The sequence below is a fragment of the Vallitalea sediminicola genome (assembly GCF_054408565.1).
This window is the reverse complement of record NZ_BTPT01000027.1, coordinates 40,612-62,250: the sequence shown is the minus strand read 5'-3', so window position 1 is coordinate 62,250 and position 21,639 is coordinate 40,612. Positions and strand designations below refer to the sequence as shown.

General features: G+C 28.7%; 18 protein-coding genes. 8 read left to right on the top strand and 10 right to left on the bottom strand.

The window, feature by feature from the left end; translation table 11 throughout:
* Positions 1-67: 67 nt before the first annotated feature.
* Together ACX6CF_RS12685 and ACX6CF_RS12680 are read right to left on the bottom strand one after the other, a co-directional pair.
* Positions 68-2,077, bottom strand: a complete 2,010-nt coding sequence (locus tag ACX6CF_RS12685) for a 5'-nucleotidase C-terminal domain-containing protein (protein WP_458785707.1) — start codon at positions 2,075-2,077, stop codon at positions 68-70.
* Between the two features lie 300 nt (positions 2,078-2,377).
* Positions 2,378-3,163, bottom strand: coding sequence for a hypothetical protein (locus ACX6CF_RS12680; protein ID WP_458785706.1), 786 nt, complete (start codon positions 3,161-3,163; stop codon positions 2,378-2,380).
* A 260-nt stretch (positions 3,164-3,423) separates the two neighbouring features.
* On the opposite strand from ACX6CF_RS12680, the gene ACX6CF_RS12675 reads away from it, so the two are divergent.
* On the top strand, positions 3,424-4,374 hold the full coding sequence (locus ACX6CF_RS12675; RefSeq protein ID WP_458785705.1) for a hypothetical protein: 951 nt from the start codon (positions 3,424-3,426) through the stop codon (positions 4,372-4,374).
* 131 nt (positions 4,375-4,505) lie between these two features.
* Here ACX6CF_RS12675 and ACX6CF_RS12670 read toward each other — a convergent pair whose 3' ends face one another.
* From ACX6CF_RS12670 to ACX6CF_RS12645, 6 genes are all read right to left on the bottom strand, one after another.
* Entirely contained in the window at positions 4,506-6,278 is a 1,773-nt protein-coding gene (locus tag ACX6CF_RS12670; RefSeq protein WP_458785704.1) for a glycerophosphodiester phosphodiesterase family protein, read from the bottom strand.
* 158 nt (positions 6,279-6,436) lie between these two features.
* Entirely contained in the window at positions 6,437-7,135 is a 699-nt protein-coding gene (locus tag ACX6CF_RS12665) for an ABC transporter ATP-binding protein (RefSeq protein ID WP_458785703.1), read from the bottom strand.
* Between the two features lie 8 nt (positions 7,136-7,143).
* On the bottom strand, positions 7,144-7,911 hold the full coding sequence (locus ACX6CF_RS12660) for an ABC transporter permease (protein WP_458785702.1): 768 nt from the start codon (positions 7,909-7,911) through the stop codon (positions 7,144-7,146).
* On the bottom strand, positions 7,886-9,028 hold the full coding sequence (locus ACX6CF_RS12655; protein WP_458785701.1) for an ABC transporter substrate-binding protein: 1,143 nt from the start codon (positions 9,026-9,028) through the stop codon (positions 7,886-7,888). The genes ACX6CF_RS12660 and ACX6CF_RS12655 overlap by 26 nt, the downstream gene beginning before the upstream one ends.
* A 211-nt stretch (positions 9,029-9,239) precedes the next feature.
* Entirely contained in the window at positions 9,240-10,268 is a 1,029-nt protein-coding gene (gene fbaA, locus ACX6CF_RS12650) for a class II fructose-bisphosphate aldolase (RefSeq protein ID WP_458785700.1), read from the bottom strand.
* Between the two features lie 216 nt (positions 10,269-10,484).
* Positions 10,485-11,381, bottom strand: a complete 897-nt coding sequence (locus tag ACX6CF_RS12645; protein ID WP_458785699.1) for a helix-turn-helix transcriptional regulator — start codon at positions 11,379-11,381, stop codon at positions 10,485-10,487.
* A 234-nt stretch (positions 11,382-11,615) separates the two neighbouring features.
* Between ACX6CF_RS12645 and ACX6CF_RS12640 the strand changes: the two genes are divergently transcribed.
* From ACX6CF_RS12640 to ACX6CF_RS12610, 7 genes are all read left to right on the top strand, one after another.
* Entirely contained in the window at positions 11,616-12,443 is an 828-nt protein-coding gene (locus tag ACX6CF_RS12640) for a sulfide/dihydroorotate dehydrogenase-like FAD/NAD-binding protein (protein WP_458785698.1), read from the top strand.
* A gap of 2 nt (positions 12,444-12,445) precedes the next feature.
* Positions 12,446-13,834, top strand: coding sequence for an NADPH-dependent glutamate synthase (gltA, locus tag ACX6CF_RS12635; RefSeq protein ID WP_458785697.1), 1,389 nt, complete (start codon positions 12,446-12,448; stop codon positions 13,832-13,834).
* Between the two features lie 19 nt (positions 13,835-13,853).
* The gene (locus tag ACX6CF_RS12630) at positions 13,854-15,011 is read left to right on the top strand and encodes an iron-containing alcohol dehydrogenase (RefSeq protein WP_458785696.1); all 1,158 of its coding nucleotides are present in this window, start codon (positions 13,854-13,856) and stop codon (positions 15,009-15,011) included.
* A gap of 409 nt (positions 15,012-15,420) precedes the next feature.
* Positions 15,421-16,119, top strand: a complete 699-nt coding sequence (locus ACX6CF_RS12625; protein ID WP_458785695.1) for a hypothetical protein — start codon at positions 15,421-15,423, stop codon at positions 16,117-16,119.
* Between the two features lie 77 nt (positions 16,120-16,196).
* Positions 16,197-17,825, top strand: coding sequence for a hypothetical protein (locus ACX6CF_RS12620; RefSeq protein WP_458785694.1), 1,629 nt, complete (start codon positions 16,197-16,199; stop codon positions 17,823-17,825).
* A gap of 631 nt (positions 17,826-18,456) precedes the next feature.
* Positions 18,457-19,047, top strand: a complete 591-nt coding sequence (locus ACX6CF_RS12615; protein WP_458785693.1) for a transposase — start codon at positions 18,457-18,459, stop codon at positions 19,045-19,047.
* Positions 19,048-19,071: 24 nt separating this feature from the next.
* A complete protein-coding gene (locus tag ACX6CF_RS12610; protein WP_304943544.1) occupies positions 19,072-19,359 on the top strand; it encodes a DUF2325 domain-containing protein in 288 nt (95 codons plus the stop codon).
* Between the two features lie 21 nt (positions 19,360-19,380).
* Here the strand turns inward: ACX6CF_RS12610 and ACX6CF_RS12605 are convergent, their stop codons facing one another.
* Both ACX6CF_RS12605 and ACX6CF_RS12600 read right to left on the bottom strand, forming a co-directional pair.
* Positions 19,381-20,742, bottom strand: coding sequence for an MATE family efflux transporter (locus ACX6CF_RS12605; RefSeq protein WP_458785692.1), 1,362 nt, complete (start codon positions 20,740-20,742; stop codon positions 19,381-19,383).
* A gap of 67 nt (positions 20,743-20,809) precedes the next feature.
* Positions 20,810-21,625, bottom strand: a complete 816-nt coding sequence (locus ACX6CF_RS12600; RefSeq protein WP_458785691.1) for a MerR family transcriptional regulator — start codon at positions 21,623-21,625, stop codon at positions 20,810-20,812.
* Positions 21,626-21,639 lie beyond the last annotated feature (14 nt).

Here is a 21,639-nt window from a genome sequence, read left to right as displayed (position 1 = left end):
TTCTTGTATATCATAGTAATCAAAATGGTTAAAAGAGGCTGTCTGGCAGCCTCTTTCCCTTTACTTATTATGATGCTTTTGGTAAATCTTCATCTTTAGATTCTTCAATTTTGCCTTCTTCAATCAAATCATTAACATTAATTGATTTTACATTAGGTGTCCTTCCATCCTCAGATCTTGGAATTGCAATTTCTTCATTTCTTATCATTTCATATACAGTATCTTTGTAAGGACTTTCTAGGTCAATACCAATTATCTTCCAGTTATTATCAACTGTTGGTACTGCTTTGCCATCCTCTTCTTCTCTAATATATTTAATTATTAAGGCACGTATTCTACCAGCATCTTGCATTGATTCATAGGAATCATAATATACATCTTCGTCAGTCACAAGATCCAGTCCTTTTAATGTACCAAAACGATAATTATTGACAGCCAATTTGTATGTTTCATCATTCTTAACTGGCTCACCATTGAATGTTAGATTAGTTATTCTAGCATTAGGTTCTTTTGAGATATCAATTTCATAGTTTACTCCTGCAAGCATATCATAATTATATCCTCTTACATCAGGATTGAAACTTACTGTAATATCACCTTCTGCATAAGTATTATAATAACTAGCAGACCATTCCATATATTTTTTCAAGTTTTCTCCTGTAATGTTTATTCCAATTAGAGTATTGGAATATTTATATATATTAGCTACATCTTTTTTCTTGAACTCACCTTTTACTAGGTTCATATCATTCTTAAACGCTGCTGCAGAACTTATCTGAGCACCTGAGTAAAATAATTGTACATCATTGATTAAATCCATTAAAGCAGTATCTTCTATTTGAGCAGTAGGCATTGTTGTTACTTTTGCTTCTCCAGTAATGTAATCAACATTTTTCACATAATCATCTTCAATATGTCCCACTACAATATTAGCATCTTCTACAGATTTTGTATGTACAAATTCAAATTCAGATAATATTTCTTTATCTTCTTCAATTTCTTTTGTTTCTATGTTCTCTACGGTAACATCTTTAACAATATATCCATCTTCTGATTCATCTACTGTAATTTCAGCTTTTGCAAGTGCCCATCCATAACATCCAGGCTCAATCAATTTTACTCCATTCGCTTCTTTATCAGAGAATTTTGAGTGTGCATGTCCACAGAAGATAACATCAAATTCAGGAACTGCTTCAGCAATTTCTAATGCACCTTGACTACCATATTCACCATCTGGACCTATATGGAATGCTCCGACTAGAACATCATATTTTCCTTCTAATTCTTTTACAACTTTCTTTGCTTCTTCTAATGGCTGTGTAAAATTCAAACCTTCAAAGTGTTGTGGTGAACTAGCTTCCCATCTAGGAATATGAGGTGGTAATAATCCGACTACGGCAATACGAATGCCATCATTGTCAAAAATCTTATAAGGCTCTACAAAACGTGTATTATCTGTTTTATAAATATTTGCAGCTAAAACAGTATTATCAAATGCTTCAATATTTCTATCTAGGAAAGATTTATCAAAATTAAACTCATGATTTCCTAGTGTCCATACATCATATCCCATGGTATTCATAGCTTGTACCATTGGATGTATTGGAAGATCGTTAAATAGTTCAGCACTATTGTCTTGTACTGTATCACCACAGTCCAATAATATTGCATTTGGTGCTTTTGTTTTTTCTTGTTTTATAAGGGTTTGAACCTTAGCAAAACCTGCATCAGCATCAGGACTATCTGTAGCATATTCATATGCATATATTCGTCCATGTATGTCACTAGTTCCAAGTATTGTTACTTTTTTACCTTCTTCAACTTTTTCCTCATTTTCTGTAACTGTCTCAGCTCCATCAGGTATTTCTAATTTCTGCTCAGGGCATATCATATGAGGATTGGATAATTCATTGACTTCTGCAAGTTCTTCCCATGTTGTGTCATATTTCTCAGCAATCTTCCATAAAACATCTCCTGGTTTTACAGTATACACTTCTTTAGCTAATGCAGATGTTGCAAAAACGCTTACTAGCATTAATACAACTAGTAGAAGTGTAAAGGGCTTTCTGATTTTCATTCAAAATCATCTCCTTCAATTTTATTGATTACTTAAACCTATAAATTATGATAGTTTTTTACTATCATTTTAATTATAATCCTAAATGCAATATATATCAATAATTTGATGTTTTATTTAACGTGTTTTTTATTTTTATTTTGACTTTTTTCATTTTATTTCGACTTTTATTTTTCTGCTTAACTATTACATAGTAAATTCCATCAATTATATGAATACCAAAATCTCAATTTGATTAATTGTCTTTAAAATAAAAAAACAGAACTATAATTAAATTATAGTCCCATCCAATATCATTATTTACAACTTAATATCTACATTTTTACCAATACCATCTTCATTTTGTTTCTCTTCTATATTTTTTTCAGGATTAGTGTAATTTATTTTTTCTTGTTTTTTGTCTTCTTCTACCTTATTATTAATTTCTTCATTCTTCTCTTTGACTTTTTCTAATTTTTCACTTGCTTTTTTAACTAATTTATTAGCTTTTCCCAATGCTTCCATAGCTTCTGTTTCTATTTTGTCAGCTCTTGTACGATATGAAACTACCTGATCAACTCTATAATCACTAAAACCAACACTTTGTCCTCTACCTCTATCAGTCTCAAGTTCCTTTTCCAGTATCTTAGCTCCTTGTCTCAAGTTTTTTGCTGTGTTAAATTTGCTATTTGCTGTATCTAGAGCTCTAGAAGCTTTTATCATAGCTTTTGAAGATATTTCTATTCCTAATTCAGCTTTTATTTCATCTAAAGGAGTTAGTGGTTTCTCTTCCTTTTCTTTTCTCTTTGCTTCTATTTCCTCTGCCTCTTCTATTTTTTCCTCTACTTCATTCATTTTTTCTTTAATTTTTTCTTCACTAATTTTTTGAAGTAACTCCTGTTTTTGCTTTTCCAGTTGTTGAATTTTTTCTTGCTTTTCTTGAACTGTTAATTTTTCATTTTCTCTTATGCCAGCTATACTCTTATCAACTTTTACCATTTGCTTTTGCAACTTGGTAATAGGAGTTTCCTTTTTACCATTACTGATGGCGTTATTATATGTATTAACACTATTAACACTACCATTAGTATTCATATTAATATTCATCCTCTTACACCTCTTCATTTAATTACATTCATTGCTTAGTAACATACTTTTCATATATATATATCGTCAATTGTGAAGAAACCTTAAACCTCTCACTTAAATAATTAGTTCCAAATCACAAAATTCTTTATAAAACGAAATAAATATACAAAGATTTCAAATTCATTACAAATATGTTGAATTAAATATTTTAATATGCTATTATTAATAGAATATTGCATCATATATGCAATATTCTCAATTATATAATATAAAAAGGAGTGAGTATTATTAAAAAATTATTTAGTATTTTATTAATTTCAGTGTTAGTATTATCAAATGCAACTATTTCCATGGCTGAAACTGGACCTATTCGTGTTAATGGTTACATAAATATTGGTGAAGGTTATGAAGGTGAAGAGTTTTCTGTGACAACAACTATTTATAATGACAGTGTAGCTTATCGTGATGTAACTATCGAAATTCAAGATAATGATATCAAGCTATGTGTTGACAAAACCCAGTTGAGAATACCTGGTAACCAAGGTATCAACATTAACATTACTGGTAAATACCCAAAAGCAGATAATCCTAGTATATTTGCTAATTTGAAAATAGTGGATGACCTTGATTACACAAATGATCAAGAGATTAATTTTTATGCTTCAAAAGTGTTGAAAAAAGATCAAGATGATAATGATGATCCTTCAAATCCTGAAGATAATAATAATCATAATCCAGATAAACTTTTACCAGTCAAAAATGTTAAGATAAGATATGACAATTCAAAACAATCATGTATCTTCACTTGGGATCCAGTAGATCATGCTACTAGTTATTATCTACAATTCCTACAACCTACCAGTTATTCTAAGGTTGTTGCATTTAAAACTACAAACTCTAAAACAGTATATACTAACAGAGCTGAAGTAAAAATGGGTCCAGATGTTGGAATTATATTAAGAATAAAAGCTATTGGAAATAAATATTCGCCAAATAATGATTGCGTAGCTTATTTGAGACGAAGCAGCAGCAGAAGAAGAGGTCACGATACTATAACAACCACTTACAAAGAATTTTATGAAGAGTATAAGGAAAGATATTCTAACAATCATAGACATAGAGATAATAGTACTACTAGAGGTGGAACTAGAGGTAATACAAATAATGGTAATACCAGACGTAATAGAAATAATGGAAGTGGAACACGCACCAGTTATAATGGAAGATAATCAATATCAGCACTTTGATGCTAATACATAGCAACAATGAGTCATACCTATAAGTAACTGTCGGATAATTCATCTTAAAATATATATTATCCGACACATTTTTATAATAATCATAATTTATTTAAGTAATATCATTTATAATTCTTCAACATATTTATTAGTACTTCATCATAATCAGTTATTATGTTATCTACTCCCATTTCTATAAATTCCTTCATTTTTTCACTATCATTTACCGTCCATACATGGACATCTCTATTCATTAAATGTGCCTTCAGCACAAAATTTTCATCAACATAACTTTCTTCAATACTATAAAAATCCACATCCTTGATACTATTAATATCCCCTATTGCAAAAAACATGATATACCCTGTTCTAATGTCATTATTAAGTAATTCGACTTTTTGTAGAAGACTATAATCAAGTGATGTTACAACACATGATTTGACAATATTGTTTTTGTTAATAATATCTACGACTTTTTTCACTAAACCTTTTTTCTTACCTCTTTGCTTTAATTCGATATTTAACCTTATTTTATCCTTTGAATAATTTATTACTTCTTGTAATGTAGGAATCCTTTCTCCTTCAAAATTTTCACCGAACCAGCTCCCCGCATCCAATTTTTTGATTTCGTCATAATTAACATTATATAGATCTTTATCGAGTCCAGTAATCCGTTTTAGATTTTCATCATGAAATAGTACAACTTTTCCATCTTTTGTTACCTGTACATCTATTTCAACAAAATCTGCTTTGTTGTTAATTGCTTTTTTAATTGCCGCAAGAGTATTTTCTGGTGCTTCTTTTGAACTGCCTCTATGGGCAGTAACACCAACCTTATAATGAGTATTTTCAAAATCCGCTAAGATGTATTTAGTCAAAACTAATACAATGACAAATGATAATACCATCATTAATTTCACAATTTTTCTATTACTAAATATTCTATCTATCAAAGATGGTTTTAATCTTTTACTTGAAGGAAATACCTCTAAAGGACAATCATTAATAATTATATACAGGTAAGTAAAATGATGAATAACATATGGTATCATTAAAAAACTTGCTACATATAAAACAACTCCAAGAAAAATAATTAAACCATTGATAACTATATTAGTAATAGAATTGTTATATGATAGGATTGGAAATGATATTGCTATACTCCCAAATATACCTACACTAAAGATAATCATCAATACCACTGTAATTGATAGATGTTTTATAATCATCTTAAAGTTATTCATAACTAAACGAAAGCTTTTTTTCATGGCTTGAAGGGCTGATTTATTCTCCAACATAATAATCTCCATAGAAAAAATCCAGCTTATGGAAAAGAAAAAAAGAATGACAGTTCCTATTTTCATAGTCATATATAAAAACTGATTTCTATTAATATACGCCTTTACAAAAGTTGGGATTTTTAGCGATGTTAATAAACTTGTATGATATCCCATATCAAGCCAAGGAAATATGATTATGACATAAATCAATATTAAAAAACCGCCAAACCCAATGAGATTCTTAAACCTTTTCATACTAATCTTAAAGACATTAAAAAGACTGCTGGGTTGTTTATCTATAGAGGCTTCGTAGCTAATAATTACTAGTCCCCCATATTCAATCAAAAGAACTAATGTTGCAAATATAATTATCAATACTGCGCTTAAAAATCCCTGAGGAGACAAAAGAAATTTTAATATAACTCCATTCAAAAGTATATTTAACCCTTTACTTTTTAGAATTAGTTTAAAAAGCTCTTTAAATATTGGAATAAGGACGATGGCAACAAGAATCTTAGCTGCTATTTGATATTTAATAAAAGACCAGAAATACTTTCTGAAACTATCAAATATATTTTTGTATTTTTTATTTAATGTATGCTTCTTGTAAATCACTAAATTGTCCCTCCAAAATACTATCAATTAAACTTTTATTCTATTCAACATATAAAACCAAGGAAAATATATTGAACGTATTGAAACGTGTATAGATATTTAAATTCAATATATATAATTAAAACCCTCTAGGCTTAGAGGGTTAATATCTTAAAAGACTAATTAATAGTAGTTAACATTTCTCTAAATTCATTCAATTTATCTTTTTGTTTTATACGTTCCCTTTTGGGAATACTTATTTCTAGTTCTTTTTTAATTTCTACTGGTCTACCATCTAATACATATATCTTATCTGACAATAATAAAGCTTCCTCTAAATCATGTGTGACAAATATAACCGTTCTATTGTCTTCTTCCCATAGTTCTAGAAAAGCATTTATCAACTCCATTTTCAGATCATAATCCAATCCTTGAAATGGTTCATCCATAAGAAGTATTTTAGATTGATAAGCGAAAGCTCTTGCGATAGAAACTCTTTGTTTCATACCACCACTTAATTGTTTTGGATAATAATCACTAAACCTACTTAGCTTAACAATATCTATATACTTTTTAGCTGATTTTTCAACATCTATATTCTTATTGCTTTTTAGTACGAACTTAATATTATCTTCTATAGTTGCCCATGGCAATAATCTAGTATCTTGAAAAACATATGATACATTATCATTAATACCTTCTACAGACCCTTTATCATATTTCATAGTTCCTGAAATTATATTGAGAAGTGTAGTCTTACCACATCCAGATGCACCTAAAAAACATACTATTTTATTTTTTTCAATAGATAAATTAAAATCTTTGAAGATAGTTAAATCATCAAATGCCTTACTAATGTTGTTAAGTTTAATCATCATTATCACACCTACTTTTGTATACGCACTGGTAGCATTTTTCTAAGTAAATATTTGAATATATATTCTAACATCAAGCTAAGAACAATAACTACTATTGTCCAAGCAAATAATTGTTCTGATTCTATATATACTTTTGCGTTATATAATTTGGTACCTATCGAAAACTTAGGGCTACTAAGTACTTCTGCTGCAACTGTTACCTTCCACCCCAAACCAAGTGAAGTTATCATAGCAGTTGTAATATATGGAATGATTGAAGGCACATAAATATCTTTTATTATATACCTTTTATCAACATTATACACATATGCCATATCTATTAACCTTCTATCAATATGTTTGATTCCTCCAACAACTGAAGTCCATATAATCGGAAAGCACATTAAAAAGCATATGAAAATAGGTACATTCTCTGATTTGAACCATACTAGGGCAATAAGTATAAAAGACATAACAGGTGTTGATTTCACTGCAACTATAATTAAATTAAGAATCTCATACATGAATTCATTGATACCACATATTATTCCCACCAATATTCCTACAATACATGCTATTATAAAACCGACGGCAACTCTGAATATAGTTGCAAAAATCGTCTGCCAAAACATAACTGTTTTGATTTCTTCCAATAATACTTTAAAAGTATTATAAGGAGTAGGAAGATATATTTCCTTATTTATAACTAAGGCAATAATCTCCCATACTATTATCCAAAATATTAAAGCTATTATTCTATATACTAGTCGTCTATTTTTGGTAATAGAAGTCTCCATCAGGTAATTTTCCTCCTAATGACTTTGGATTGAAGTCAAATAGTATTTCATATAGGTTCTGTAATGTATCTTTTGCATCAATAGCACTCATGTAAACTATGTTACAATTAGGTATAGCTTTTTGTGCAATTGCAGCACTAGGTAAGATTTCATGTTTTTCAATTAATTTACCAGCTTCTTCATTGTTAGCATTAACAAAGTCTACTGATTCTTTATATTCTTGTAGAAATTTATCTACTAGTTCTTTATTGTTAGCTGCAAATTCTGCATCTACTACGATACATCCCATTGCAAGAGGACTATCTTCACCTTGAATTTTTTCCCACTCTTTTGTCATATCAAGTGCAATTCTAGCATCTTTATTTTTCATTGATACAGTAGTCACAAATGGTTGTGGCAATAATGCAATTTTATTATCTCCTGATATTACAGTTGTAGCAACTTCTGCATGTTGCATAGAAAAATTAATATCAACATCTTTTTCTGGATCTATATCATTTTCTTTTAATATATATTGTAAAATATAATCTGGAACTGAACCTTTTCCACTAGCATAGATTTCTTTACCCTTTAGATCATTGATATCATTAATCTCATTACCTACTTCCATAACATATAACACACCAAGTGTATTAACTGCAGCAATCTTAATACCACCTTTTGTTTTATTGTATAAAACAGACGCTAAGTTAGTTGGAAGACAAGCAAAATCAACTTCTTTATTAACAATTTTACCTACCAAATCATCTGGTGCACCAGTTATAGTAAATTCGCAATTCACTTCTGCTTCACCTGTTGTTACTTCTTCTATCAATTTTGCCATACCCATTCCTGTAGGACCTTTTAATGTCGCAACTCTTATAGTTGTATCTTTCAAATTAGTATCATCTGAAGCAGTTTCATCTTTATCTTCTTCTTTAACCCCTTCATTTGTGTTATCATCTACATTATTTTCTTTGTTTTCTTCATCTTTATCAGCATCTTTGTCATTTTCTTGTTGCTGCTTGTATATATCATCTTCAACATCTTTCTTCTTATTGGATTTACAACCTGCAAATACTGTAGTAACAAGTACTAGTGTCAACATCAAACATAATATTTTACTTAAATTTTTCATAATAATTATTCCTTTCTTATCTAATCCTCATTGTATTTATTACATGTTTACTTTAGTTTGTCAAAATAATACAAAAGTATCATTTAGTTTTTTATATATAATTTATAATTATAACATATATTATTGTTTCTAGATATTTATTTTTATAATACAGCAAAAAAAATATAGCTCATCTTATATTAATAAGCTAAGCTATATTTACTTATATATTTTATTGTCTACCCATAGTTTGACCACTTGATCTTAATACATTACAAGCTTCAATAACTCTATCAGCCATACCATTTTGAGCTTTTTTCAAATATGCTCTTGGGTCATACACTTTTTTATTCCCTACTTCACCCTCAACCTTAAGTACTTCATCATAATGTTTAAACATATGTTCAACAACTGGTCTAGTAAATGCATATTGAGTATCTGTATCGATATTCATTTTTATTGCACCATACTCTAATGTTTCTTCTATTTCTTCTTTTGTTGATCCTGAACCACCATGGAATACTAAATAGTAATTAGCATCTTGACCATATTTAGCTTTTAAAGCATCTTGGCCTTCTTTTAATATTACTGGTTTCAATTTAACATTTCCTGGTTTGTAAACACCATGTACATTACCAAATGTAGCAGCTAACATATAACGATCGCCGATACCTTTTAATGCTTCTTCAAACATAAGCATGTCTTCTGGAGTTGTGTAAAGTTTTTCTTTTGATACATTTTCATTACTTACACCATCTTCTTCTCCACCAACAACACCAGCTTCAACTTCAAGTATGATTTCGTTTTCTGCACAAAGAGCCATAAGTTCTTTAGAAATTTTAATATTTTCTTCTAATGGAATATCTGAACCATCAAACATATGACTGTTAAATAGATTAGGTAATCCTTGTGCTCTTCTTTTTTTAGTCTCTTCAATAAGAGGCTTCATGAATGGTTCAACATTAGCAGCTGTACAATGGTCTGTGTGTAAAGCAATGTTGATATCATATTTCTCAGCCATAAGATGAAGATGATTTGCAAGTGATATAGCTCCTATCGCACTGTTAGCAACCATACCTGATGCATGTTTTCCTCCACCTATGGATACTTGAATAATTCCGTCTGATTTTGCCTTTGCGAACGCTTCTAGAACTGCGTTAGCTGTTTCAACATTAGAAACATTAACTGCTGGATAAGCAAACTTATTTTCTAAGGCTCTATCTAGCATTTTACAATAATTTTTGTAATCAACTACTGGCATGAAATTTCACTCCTCATTTATTTATTAATACTTTGTCAATTCAAAGTATTCTCCTATTATTGTGTTACACATCAATAATAAGATATTATTGATAATACGTCAATGATAATAACAAAAATATTTTATTTATATTAGTAAAATATACACCCATTTCAATAAGAAACTACATAATTGCTGGTTCTATAGCAATTATTTAATTCAACTTGTAAAGTTTATTTAAATTACATTTTTTTCAAAATAAGTTAATTTATATTGCTTGGGTGTCATATTATACTTATCTTTAAACAGTCTGATGAAATATGATATATTGGCATATCCCAAATTAAAAGCTACATCCGTCACGCTTTCATTTCTTAAATACTCCAACGCCAATTCTAATTTTTTATTCTTAATGTATTCTACTGGTTTTATTCCAATAATTTTTTTAAATAAATGTGAGAAATTGGATTCTGACATATGCAAGTCTTTAGCTAACTGTTTTATATTAATCATTTCTTCAATATTTTCATTAATATACTTTACAGCAATATTAATTGGGTGTGTACTATTTCTATTAAGTATTTGATATGTTGATTTATTTTTCACCAAATCAAATACTAGTTTCTGAGCATACAAGTCAATCAAAAATTCATTATTATTATCTTTACTTTTAGATGCCGCAAATATGTTATTAATATCTTCTGATATATTATATTTGTTTTGACCTAAGAAATAATTGTTATCTGATTTAACTTCTTCCTTTATATCCTCTTTAATATTAATCTTATTTAGTACATTATTTACTAGTTCATCATTTAATTCGAATACTAATGCTCTAGTATGTGTATCTATATCCATATGCACTTTTGAATTGGAAGGTAATAATAAATAATTATCCTTCGTATACACAAATCTCCTGTTGTTATTTAATGTTACATGCTTTCTTCCACTGAGAATTGTACAAAAACGGGCATAATTATATGATTTATATTCACCAGTAAAATTTTTTGGCAAATCATAATAAAGTATTTTTACGTAATCTGTTTCAAATCCATCAATCTTCTCTAGTTTTTTATCAAAGACATTTAACATCACTCCACCTACTTTTGTTAAATTTTTATCAATATTAATCAAAAAAGTACTACTTTTTCAAATTTAGTGTTAGTTTTTTTTTATGTTTCATATTATAATGTTTTTCATAAGTACATGATAACTAAAACTTAGAAGAATGTCAATGCTAGCATTCCGCCAAATATTTGAAAAAAATCATGAACTAGCTTTATTTATGCATTATTTTTATACTAAGTATTTAATATGTAACAAAATGTCTAATTATTAACAATCACAATATACTAATGAGGTGTCAGAATGTATAAAATCGTAGCAAAAAGAAAATTAAATGATTTAGTTGAACTTATGGAAATAGAAGCACCATACGTTTCAAGAAAATGTGAACCTGGACAGTTTATCATCCTTAGAGTTGATGAAGAAGGCGAACGAGTTCCTCTAACTATCGCTGATTATGATAGAGAAAAAGAAACAGTTACTATTATATATCAAGTTGTAGGCTATTCAACTAAAAAATTAAGTCAAAAAGATGCAGGGGATTCTATTGAAGACTTTGTAGGACCTCTAGGTCAAGAAGCACCTCTTCATAAAGTAAAACGAGTTTTAGGTATTGGTGGCGGTGTTGGTATCGCTCCACTTTATCCTCAACTGAAAAAAATGAAAGAATTAGGTGTACAAGTAGATACTATACTTGGTGGTAGAAGTGATGAATTCATAATCTTAAAAGATGAAATGGAAAATATAAGTAATAACGTTTATTATGCTACTAATGATGGTTCAAAAGGTATAAAAGGTTTTGTAACTGATAAACTTAATGAGCTTATTGAAAATGGTGAAAAATATGATTTAGTTATTGCAATCGGACCATTAATTATGATGAAAGCCGTATGTGATATAACTAAAAAACATAATATAAAAACAAATGTTTCCTTAAATCCTATTATGATTGATGGTACTGGTATGTGTGGAGGATGTCGTGTAACTGTAGGCGGTGAAACAAAATTCGCATGTGTCGACGGTCCTGATTTTGATGGTCATCAAGTTGACTTTGATGAAGCCATGAGACGTCAAGGTATGTATAAAGAAGAAGAAAAAGATCATGTATGTAGACTAGGATTGGAGGACTAGAAATGCTTAATAAATCATTAACAAAAACACCAATCAGTGAACAAGAACCTTTAGTCAGGAACAAAAATTTTAAAGAAGTAGTTTTAGGCTATACAGAAGAAGAAGCAATATCTGAAGCAAAAAGATGTCTACAATGCAAACACAAACCATGTGTAAGTGGATGTCCTGTAAATGTACCAATACCAGAATTCATTAACGCTGTAAGCCATGGTGAATTTGTTGAAGCTTATAAAATAATTACTAATGAAAACTCATTACCTGCTATATGTGGAAGAGTCTGTCCACAAGAAAACCAATGTGAAGGTAAATGCGTAAGAGGTATTAAAGGTGAGCCTGTAGCAATTGGTCGTTTAGAAAGATTTGTAGCAGATTATCATATGCAACATAAAAGCAATGAGGAATCTTCAAACATAGAAAAAAACAATATAAAAGTAGCTGTTATAGGAGCTGGTCCTTCCGGACTGTCCTGTGCATCTGAACTAGCTAAAAAAGGCTATGATATAACATTATTTGAAGCATTGCACAAAACAGGAGGAGTTTTATCTTATGGTATTCCTGAGTTTAGACTTCCTAAGAAATTAGTTAGTAATGAAATCGAAACCATTAAAAAATTAGGTGTTGATATTAAAACTAATGTACTTGTTGGTCGTTCTATAACAATAGATGAATTACTTGAAGATAATTATAAAGCTGTTTTTATTGGTAGTGGTGCAGGTCTTCCAAGATTCATGAACATTGAAGGTGAAAATCTTAATGGTGTATACTCTGCTAATGAATATTTAACAAGAGTCAACCTTATGAAAGCCTATGAAAAAAATTCTGCAACACCAATAAAAGTAGGTAAAAGTGTCGCAGTAATTGGTGGTGGTAATGTTGCTATGGATGCTGCAAGAACTGCAAAAAGACTTGGCGCAGAAAATGTTTATATAATCTATAGAAGAAGTGAAAATGAACTTCCTGCTAGACTAGAGGAAGTACATCACGCTAAAGAAGAAGAAATTATATTTAAGCTCTTAACAAATCCAACTAAGATAATTGGTGAAAATGGATCTGTTACAGGCATTAGTTGTATTCAAATGGAACTTGGTGAACCAGATGCATCTGGTAGAAGAAGACCATGTCCTGTAGATGATAGTGATTTCACTATTGATGTTGAAACAGTAATAGTAGCGATTGGTCAAACCCCTAACCCACTTATTAGACAAACAACTGAGGGACTTAAGACTCAGTCTTGGGGAGGATTAATTGTTGAAGAAGAAACAATGGAAACCAGCAAACAAAATGTTTATGCTGGTGGTGATGCTGTTACAGGTGCAGCAACAGTCATACTGGCTATGGGTGCTGGAAAAAAAGCTGCTGCTGCAATAGATTATAAATTAAATAATAATTAAATATAAGGAGGAAATTATAATGAGTTTACAATGGTTCAGAGTTCCAAAAGATATCGTATTCGGTGAAGGTGCATTAGAATATTTATCAACTTTAGAAGGTAAAAAAGCTACTCTTGTTACAGGTGGTAGTTCAATGAAAAGATTTGGTTTCTTAGACGAAGCTAAAAAACAATTAGAAAAAGCTGGTATGGAAGTATCTATAGTAGATGGTGTTGAACCTAATCCATCAATCGATACAGTTGTTAGAGGCGGAAAAGAAATGGCTAAGTTTAAACCTGATTGGATTATTGCAATCGGTGGTGGTTCTGCTCTTGACGCTGCAAAAATCATGTGGGTTTACTATGAATATCCAGAAACTAAATTCGAAGACTTAGTTGCAGGTAAATTCCCAAGACTTAGATCAAAAGCTAAATTTATAGCTATACCATCAACAAGTGGTACAGCATCAGAAATCACAGCTTTCTCAGTAATTACAGATACAGAAAATCATATAAAATATCCTCTAGTATCTTATGAAATCACTCCTGATATTGCATTATTAGACGCAGCACTTCCTGCTAAAATGCCTGCACATATTACAGCAAACACAGGTATGGATGTTATGACACACGCTATTGAGGCTTATGTTTCAACAGCTGCAACAAGTTATACTGATCCACTTGCTATGGAAGCTATCAAATTAGTTCACAAACAAATTCCAGTAGCTTATGCTGATGGTAGTAACATGAAAGCAAGAGAAGATATGCATAATGCTTCTACCCTTGCAGGTATGGCATTCACTAACGCTTCACTTGGACTTGTTCATAGTTTAGCACACAAAATTGGTGGAGAACTTGGTATTACTCATGGTTTAGCTAATGCTATTTTATTACCATACATCATAGAATACAATATGAAAGCTACAGATAAATTTGCTGAAATAGAAAAACAACTTGAGATTAATGATTTAGTAGCTGAGTTAAAAGATTTAAACAAGAAAGTTGGCATCCCAACAACTTTAAAAGAAATTACTGAAGTTGAAATTACAGAAGAAAAATTCAATGAAGTTTTAAACAGAATGAGTGAAAATGCTTTTGCAGACCCTTGCTCTTTAACTAACCCAAGACAATCTAACGCAGATGATGTTAAAGAAATATACAAAGCAGCATTCTATGGTACAACCGCTAAAAATATTTAATTAATTTATTAAACCGCTTACAACCTTATATTATATAATGTAAAACCCTTCCTGAGACCGAAAATCAAGAAGGGTTTTCTAATTATTAATATTATAATAAGTTTTAAAAATGTATATATGTTTAGTTAATTATAAATTTAAAATATTTATTATAATTGTTTATAAACTGTTTAAATATATTGTTTTATATCAAAAATAGATTTAATTAAAATAATTATGATATTTATTGACATTTTTTTAGAGTAGTCTATAATTAACTGTAGATAATAATATTACATTTATTATCTATGCTATATTCTTACCAGCGTACGAGGTAATTTATATAGACCCCAGAAATAAAACATAAAAAATATCAGCATAATATATTTTAAAAATATTAATGATTAAACAAATTTAGGGAGGATTCAATATGAGAAAAGCAAAAAAATTTATAGCAGTTATTTTTACATTACTTGTATTTTCTACCAGCGCTTTGGCTGCACCAAATTTAACAGTAGAAACTAATTCTAATCCACAACATGATCCATTGAAATATTTAGAAAAAATGTTAAAAAGTAAGTATATATCAGAAGAAGCATATAAATTAGCCTTAGAAGATTATAATTATTTAGTTCAAATTAATAAGGATAGAGTATCTGTTCGTTCTACACAGACAACAACATATACAGGTAATCTAGGAGATGGTTTTTATCATAGTAATCGAAGTTCTACTTATGAAAATCATATGGCAAGTGTAAAAGTAGAAACTCTTAACACCTTTTTTAATGGTTGGGATTTTAATATTGATTCACAATCAGTATGGTTTGGTACTTCGGCTATGCCTATTGGTAGCGTAGCTGAAATATCAAATACAGTAGGCACTAGAATTACAGGAGTAAATGTAAATGGTTCGTTAGCAGGAGTATCATTTAGTGGAATGACATCTGCAGGTCATTCAATAACTAATACAAATAATGATACTTCAACAGCAAGACAAACCGTTGACTCTCATATAAGTTCTGTTTGTGCTCTTAATATCTATTTTGAGTCTGGAAGTTGTGTCAAAATATATGATAATTCTAGCAAAGATTCTGTAAGCGCTATAATCAAAGCAATAGTAGCGGGATAATGATATAATATTAAATTTAAACACTACAATATATTTAAATATTGTAGTGTTATTTTATAAATTAGAAAGGACAATATATGAAAAAATATAAACTTTTTTTAGTTTTATGTGTCTTATTTATATCATTACTAATAATATCCTCTACATTCATTAAAAAAAATAGTAGTACAGAATGGGAAAAAAACACTTTAACACTCATAGACTCTGCCAAATATAATGATGTTAATTATATTTTTTCAATTAATCCTGATATTTATGATACATACTATATTTTAGAAATGCAATCTATGGTTGGTATAAATAAAAAACATAACGCAGATAATTATAATTCTTTCTTAAAAAAAGAAATAAGTAATACTAATAATATTGTTGATTTAATATTTATATATAAAACTTCACAAATTTTAAATTTAAATATAGATATAAAAGATAAGATAATTAAACACAACGATTTTCAATCTATAGAAAAAGGACTACTATGTCAAAATGACCTAGAAATAATAAACAATTTATTTCTAGTGGATTATTTACCTGATATGATTGAAAATAGTATAGCATATAATAGCAAAGAAAATTTAAAGCTATTTGCAAAAAGAGCAATAAAAGATCAAAACATTATATTTTCTCTGAACAAACTCAACAATTTAATTGATTTGAACAAATTAATTAATGATAATAAGGATACCGTAATAAAAAACTCACTAAATAGGATTAATAATATTTTAAATTCAGATTCATTTATTAATATAGAAGAAGTATACGACATTCTTAAAATATTAATAAATAACAAATTAATTGATACAACTGAATTAGAAAATCAATGTAATTTTATAATATTAGACAATAGAATTAATTTATTATCTCACAAGCAATTATTGTACGTTTTAAAGATAAAACAATTACTAGGACAAAATATAACAGAGTATAAAAATTTAGTATTAGATTTATCAAATACTCATTCAAATTATTTTGCTGGCTATCATACTAAAATTATAAATAATGAAAATATATTTGACGAAGATTCAATAATGAATATTATAATTAGTAATAATATCAGTAATGATAATTTATTAACTACCGATTTAGAAATCTCAAACTACATAACTAAAGAAATTAAAAAAGAAAATACTAATTGGAAAATTATATATTTGTATCTTAATTATTTGTCCTGTTATAACAAAAACAAAATTTATAACTTAGTTATTAACAAAGATAACGTTATATTTGAAAACAATAAAGACAAATGGTATTATATAAGAGTTTTAGATATGTTAACTATACAATATGATGACCAATTATTATATAGTTTAATTAGTAGTCTTGAAAAATCAATTATTAATAACGATATTAAAAATAAAGCATGGGATTATTATTATTATAGTGAAATAGTAAAATTTTATCAAATTATTGATATTAAAAATAATGTTTATGATAAAATAAATAGTCAATTACGATTATGTTCATCTTCAAATACTGGTTTTTTTAAATTAGATAATATCGAAAATTTATACTCTACTTATATATGTAATGTAATTATCAAAAATCTAAACCTTGTAGATATGATGATAGATAATAAAACTTCATTTTCGAAACATCTGATTTCATATAGAACTGAGTTTGGTGGATATTCTCTGATACAAGAAGAAGAACCTTTTACTTTCGCAACTTTTATTGGTACAGAATTAGAAAGAATTATTGACAAATAATTTCCTTTTGTAGTTAACATTAAACTATAACTTTAATTTCATAAAGGAAGGTGTTGCAAAATGGAAATGTTACTTTGGGGAATATATATCGGTTTGATTGTTTATATAGCAGTAAAAAATGCTATTATTCAGGCAATTATAAAATTAAAAAAAAATAAAATTATATAGTTGCACCATTATATTATCTGCAAGAGGTTTTTAATTTTTAAATAATCTAGCTAACTATCATTAGCAAGTATTGCTATTAGCTATATCGAATATACGGTAATCGAAAATAATATACTAACAAAGTACTCCAACTCAATAATGCAATACTTAATCAGAAAACAATGAATATATGATTGAGCTCTTTAAAAGTCAATATTTATTTTGTTTAAAAAAATTAAATAATTTATATTCTAAGTAAAGTGATATAAATACGCAATATTAATGAGGTATTGTGAAATATAGCTTACAACCTTATATTATATAATGTAAAACCCTTCCTGAGACCGAAAATCAAGAAGGGTTTTCTATTGGCGAATTGAAATTTGAAGTGCAACAGTGAAAATGAGTAAAAATGGTTAAAAAAAATCCATTAGTTAATACTCCAAGATGTAATTCTGACAAACATAAAGGAGATATTTAATTAATGGATTCTAATAATAGTATAACCAAGAACTACAATCATTTAAACCTTCAAGAGAGAATTAAGATTGAAATTCTTTGGAAAGATGGATTAACCAAAACAGCTATAGCTAATAAAATAGGTCGACATAAGAGTACCGTTAGTCGTGAAATCAATAGATATTCTGTCAATCAACGAAATAGTAATTTAACAGAAAGGATAGATTATTATGCTGACTCAGCCCAAATGCAGTATGAGATTAAAAGGCGTAATTCTGGGGCAAAGTTGAAATTAATTTCATGTTCTGATTCTATACGCTATATTGAGGATAAGATTTTGCATGATAAGTGGTCACCCGATGCTGCTATTGGCAGATTTAAACATGAAAACAGAGATTTGCCATGTGTAAGTACGAAAACCATATACAATTATATTGATAGAGGCTTAATCAAAATTAAACCTATTGATTTATTATTGAAAGTCAGACTCAAGAGAAAAAAACACAGAGTTAGAAAGAACAAGAGAGCACTTAATTTTTCAATTCAAGAAGGGTTTTCTATTAAAAAAATTTATTATTTGATATTGACAATCATTATCATTTATTGTATAATATAAAAAAAGTTAAAAAAAGGTGATAATATGAGTATTGTATTAATTGGCGGTCATGACCGTATGCATAGAGAATATAAGACAGTCTGTAAGAAAGCTGGTCACAAACTAAAAGTATTTACACAAATGTCAGGAGGATTAAGTAAGAGTATCGGTACTCCCGATGCATTACTTATATTCACTAGTACAGTTTCACATAAAATGGTTAATATTGCTAATAAAGAAGCAAAAAAGAAAAACATCCCTATTTTAAGATGTCATTCCAGTAGTATTGACGCCCTACATAATTCTATAAAGAACTTAGAATCCGTTATTTAATAGATTCTAATAATAAAAAGGCTATACAATAGCCTTTTTATTATTACTTAAATATCTATCACATTTTTTATTGAAATACTTCTTTAGATAATATAAGCTAACAAAAAGTGTTCCAACTTCTGCCAAAGTATTTGAAAGGAATATCCCACTATCCCCTATCATCATAGGAAGAACCACTAATCCTATAATAACTAAAACCAAACTTCTTGATAGTGATATTGCTGCTGACATCAACGGTTGCTCTACAGCAGTGAAGAATGCTGATGATGTTATATTTATCCCTAAAAATACGTAAGATGTCAAATATAATCTTGTCATCCAAACTCCCATATCTATCAATTCTTTATTACCTTCAGCAAAGATCTTGACTAATGGTTCACTAAATATAAAAACCACTACCATTGATATTAATGCTATTGATTGAGTAGTGATCAAACAAAATTTCAATCCTTGTTTGGCTCTATCTACCTGTCCAGCTCCGAGATTATAGCTTACTATTGGTTGTAATGATTGACTTACCCCAAAAAGTACCATAATGACTAAAGTATTAATATATAACACAATACTTATTGCTGATACTCCCAATGGTCCCATCTTTCTCATTATAACTATATTGAAGATCAATAAAACTATTGAAGACGATATTTCAGTAAGGAATTCAGAACTACCATTGTATAACATTTTACCTAATAGTTTTATGTCAAAGATTGGTTTTCTAAATCTTAACTTGGATCTTTTGCTTAGGAAATAAGTAAGCATTGCTAATCCACTTAATCCTGCACCTATACAAGTTGCTGTAGCTGCACCAGTTAATCCCATATTCAATTTGATGATTAATACATAGTCAAGAACAATATTAATCATTGTTCCTATTATCGATACAATCATACAAAATGATGGTCTACCATCTATTCTTATAAAATTCTCCATAATAGGTGCAAGTTGAAATAATAAATTACAACTTAACATTATAACCAGATATTCTTTAACCAAATGAATCAATGATTCATCTGCTCCCAGAAGTTTTACTAGAGTATCCAAAAAAATTAGTGATAATAATGATGTAACCAAAATGAACACCAATGCTATTATAATTGTAAAAGTAAACCTTCTACTTGCTTCTTTTACATCATTCTCCCCTAGCTTTATGGCCGTTAACACTCCACCACCTATACAAATCATGATAATAACGCTATTAAGAGCTTGTATGAACGGTAATGCAATATTAACCGCCGCCAAACCATCAGGTCCTACTCCCCTACTAACGAAGATTCCATCAACTATGATATATAGTGAAATAACCACCATACTAATAACAGCTGGAATAGAATAATTAATAAACAACTTACTTATTTTGTCTTTTCCTAGATCTAATTGTTTCATATAAAGTCCTCCACAATGTTATAATAACTAATTAATAATCAATTATTAGACATTGTAAAGGTTAGAGCTACTCTAATGTCAAGTCTTTTTTTACAATAGGTATATTAAATTCTGTAAAAAAAGACTTATTAGAGCTGGTAATAAATTGTGATGGTCTCAACATTTCATATATCTCATCACCAATGCTGTACCCTCTTGACTCAATATCTTTTATAGTATTGGTTAAACTTTCATATATATCTTGTTCATTTCCCTTATAATAATATATTATATAATCTCCCTCAGGTATTACGGATAAATCACCTTTTAACATCAACTTGTCATCATACTCTATAAAAAAGTTAGTAAATTCATTTGTTATCTTTTCTAATTCTTCTATGGAATGTTTTATCATTATATTACTTTCAGCTAAGATAGTGTAACCTAATTCAAATATATCTTTAAACTCATCTTCTCCACTATTAGCTAGTGTAGGATACTTGCCAAAATGAATATATTTTCTTTCTTGTTCTTTTCGTATATACCATTGATTTTCACAACTTTTTTCATGAAACGCAACTTTTATCTTATTTCCTATAAGATTACTAAGTTTTGTCATTCTTATAATTTCAGAATCTATATGTTCTTTACTATTAATCAATAACTGAACAAAATCTTCTAGATTATCGTCATTAAGACTCTTCTTAATATCTTTAATAGATACATCCATATCTCTTAATAGCTTAATGGTACTCAAAATATAATAGTGGTCAATAGAATAATATCGATAGCCGTTACTATCATAACTTGGTGTAATTAATTCTATCTTATCGTAATATCTTAATGTATGTTTTGATATGTTTAACAACTTTGACATTTCTGATAAACTTATTCTTCTGTTCATATACTGCTCCTATT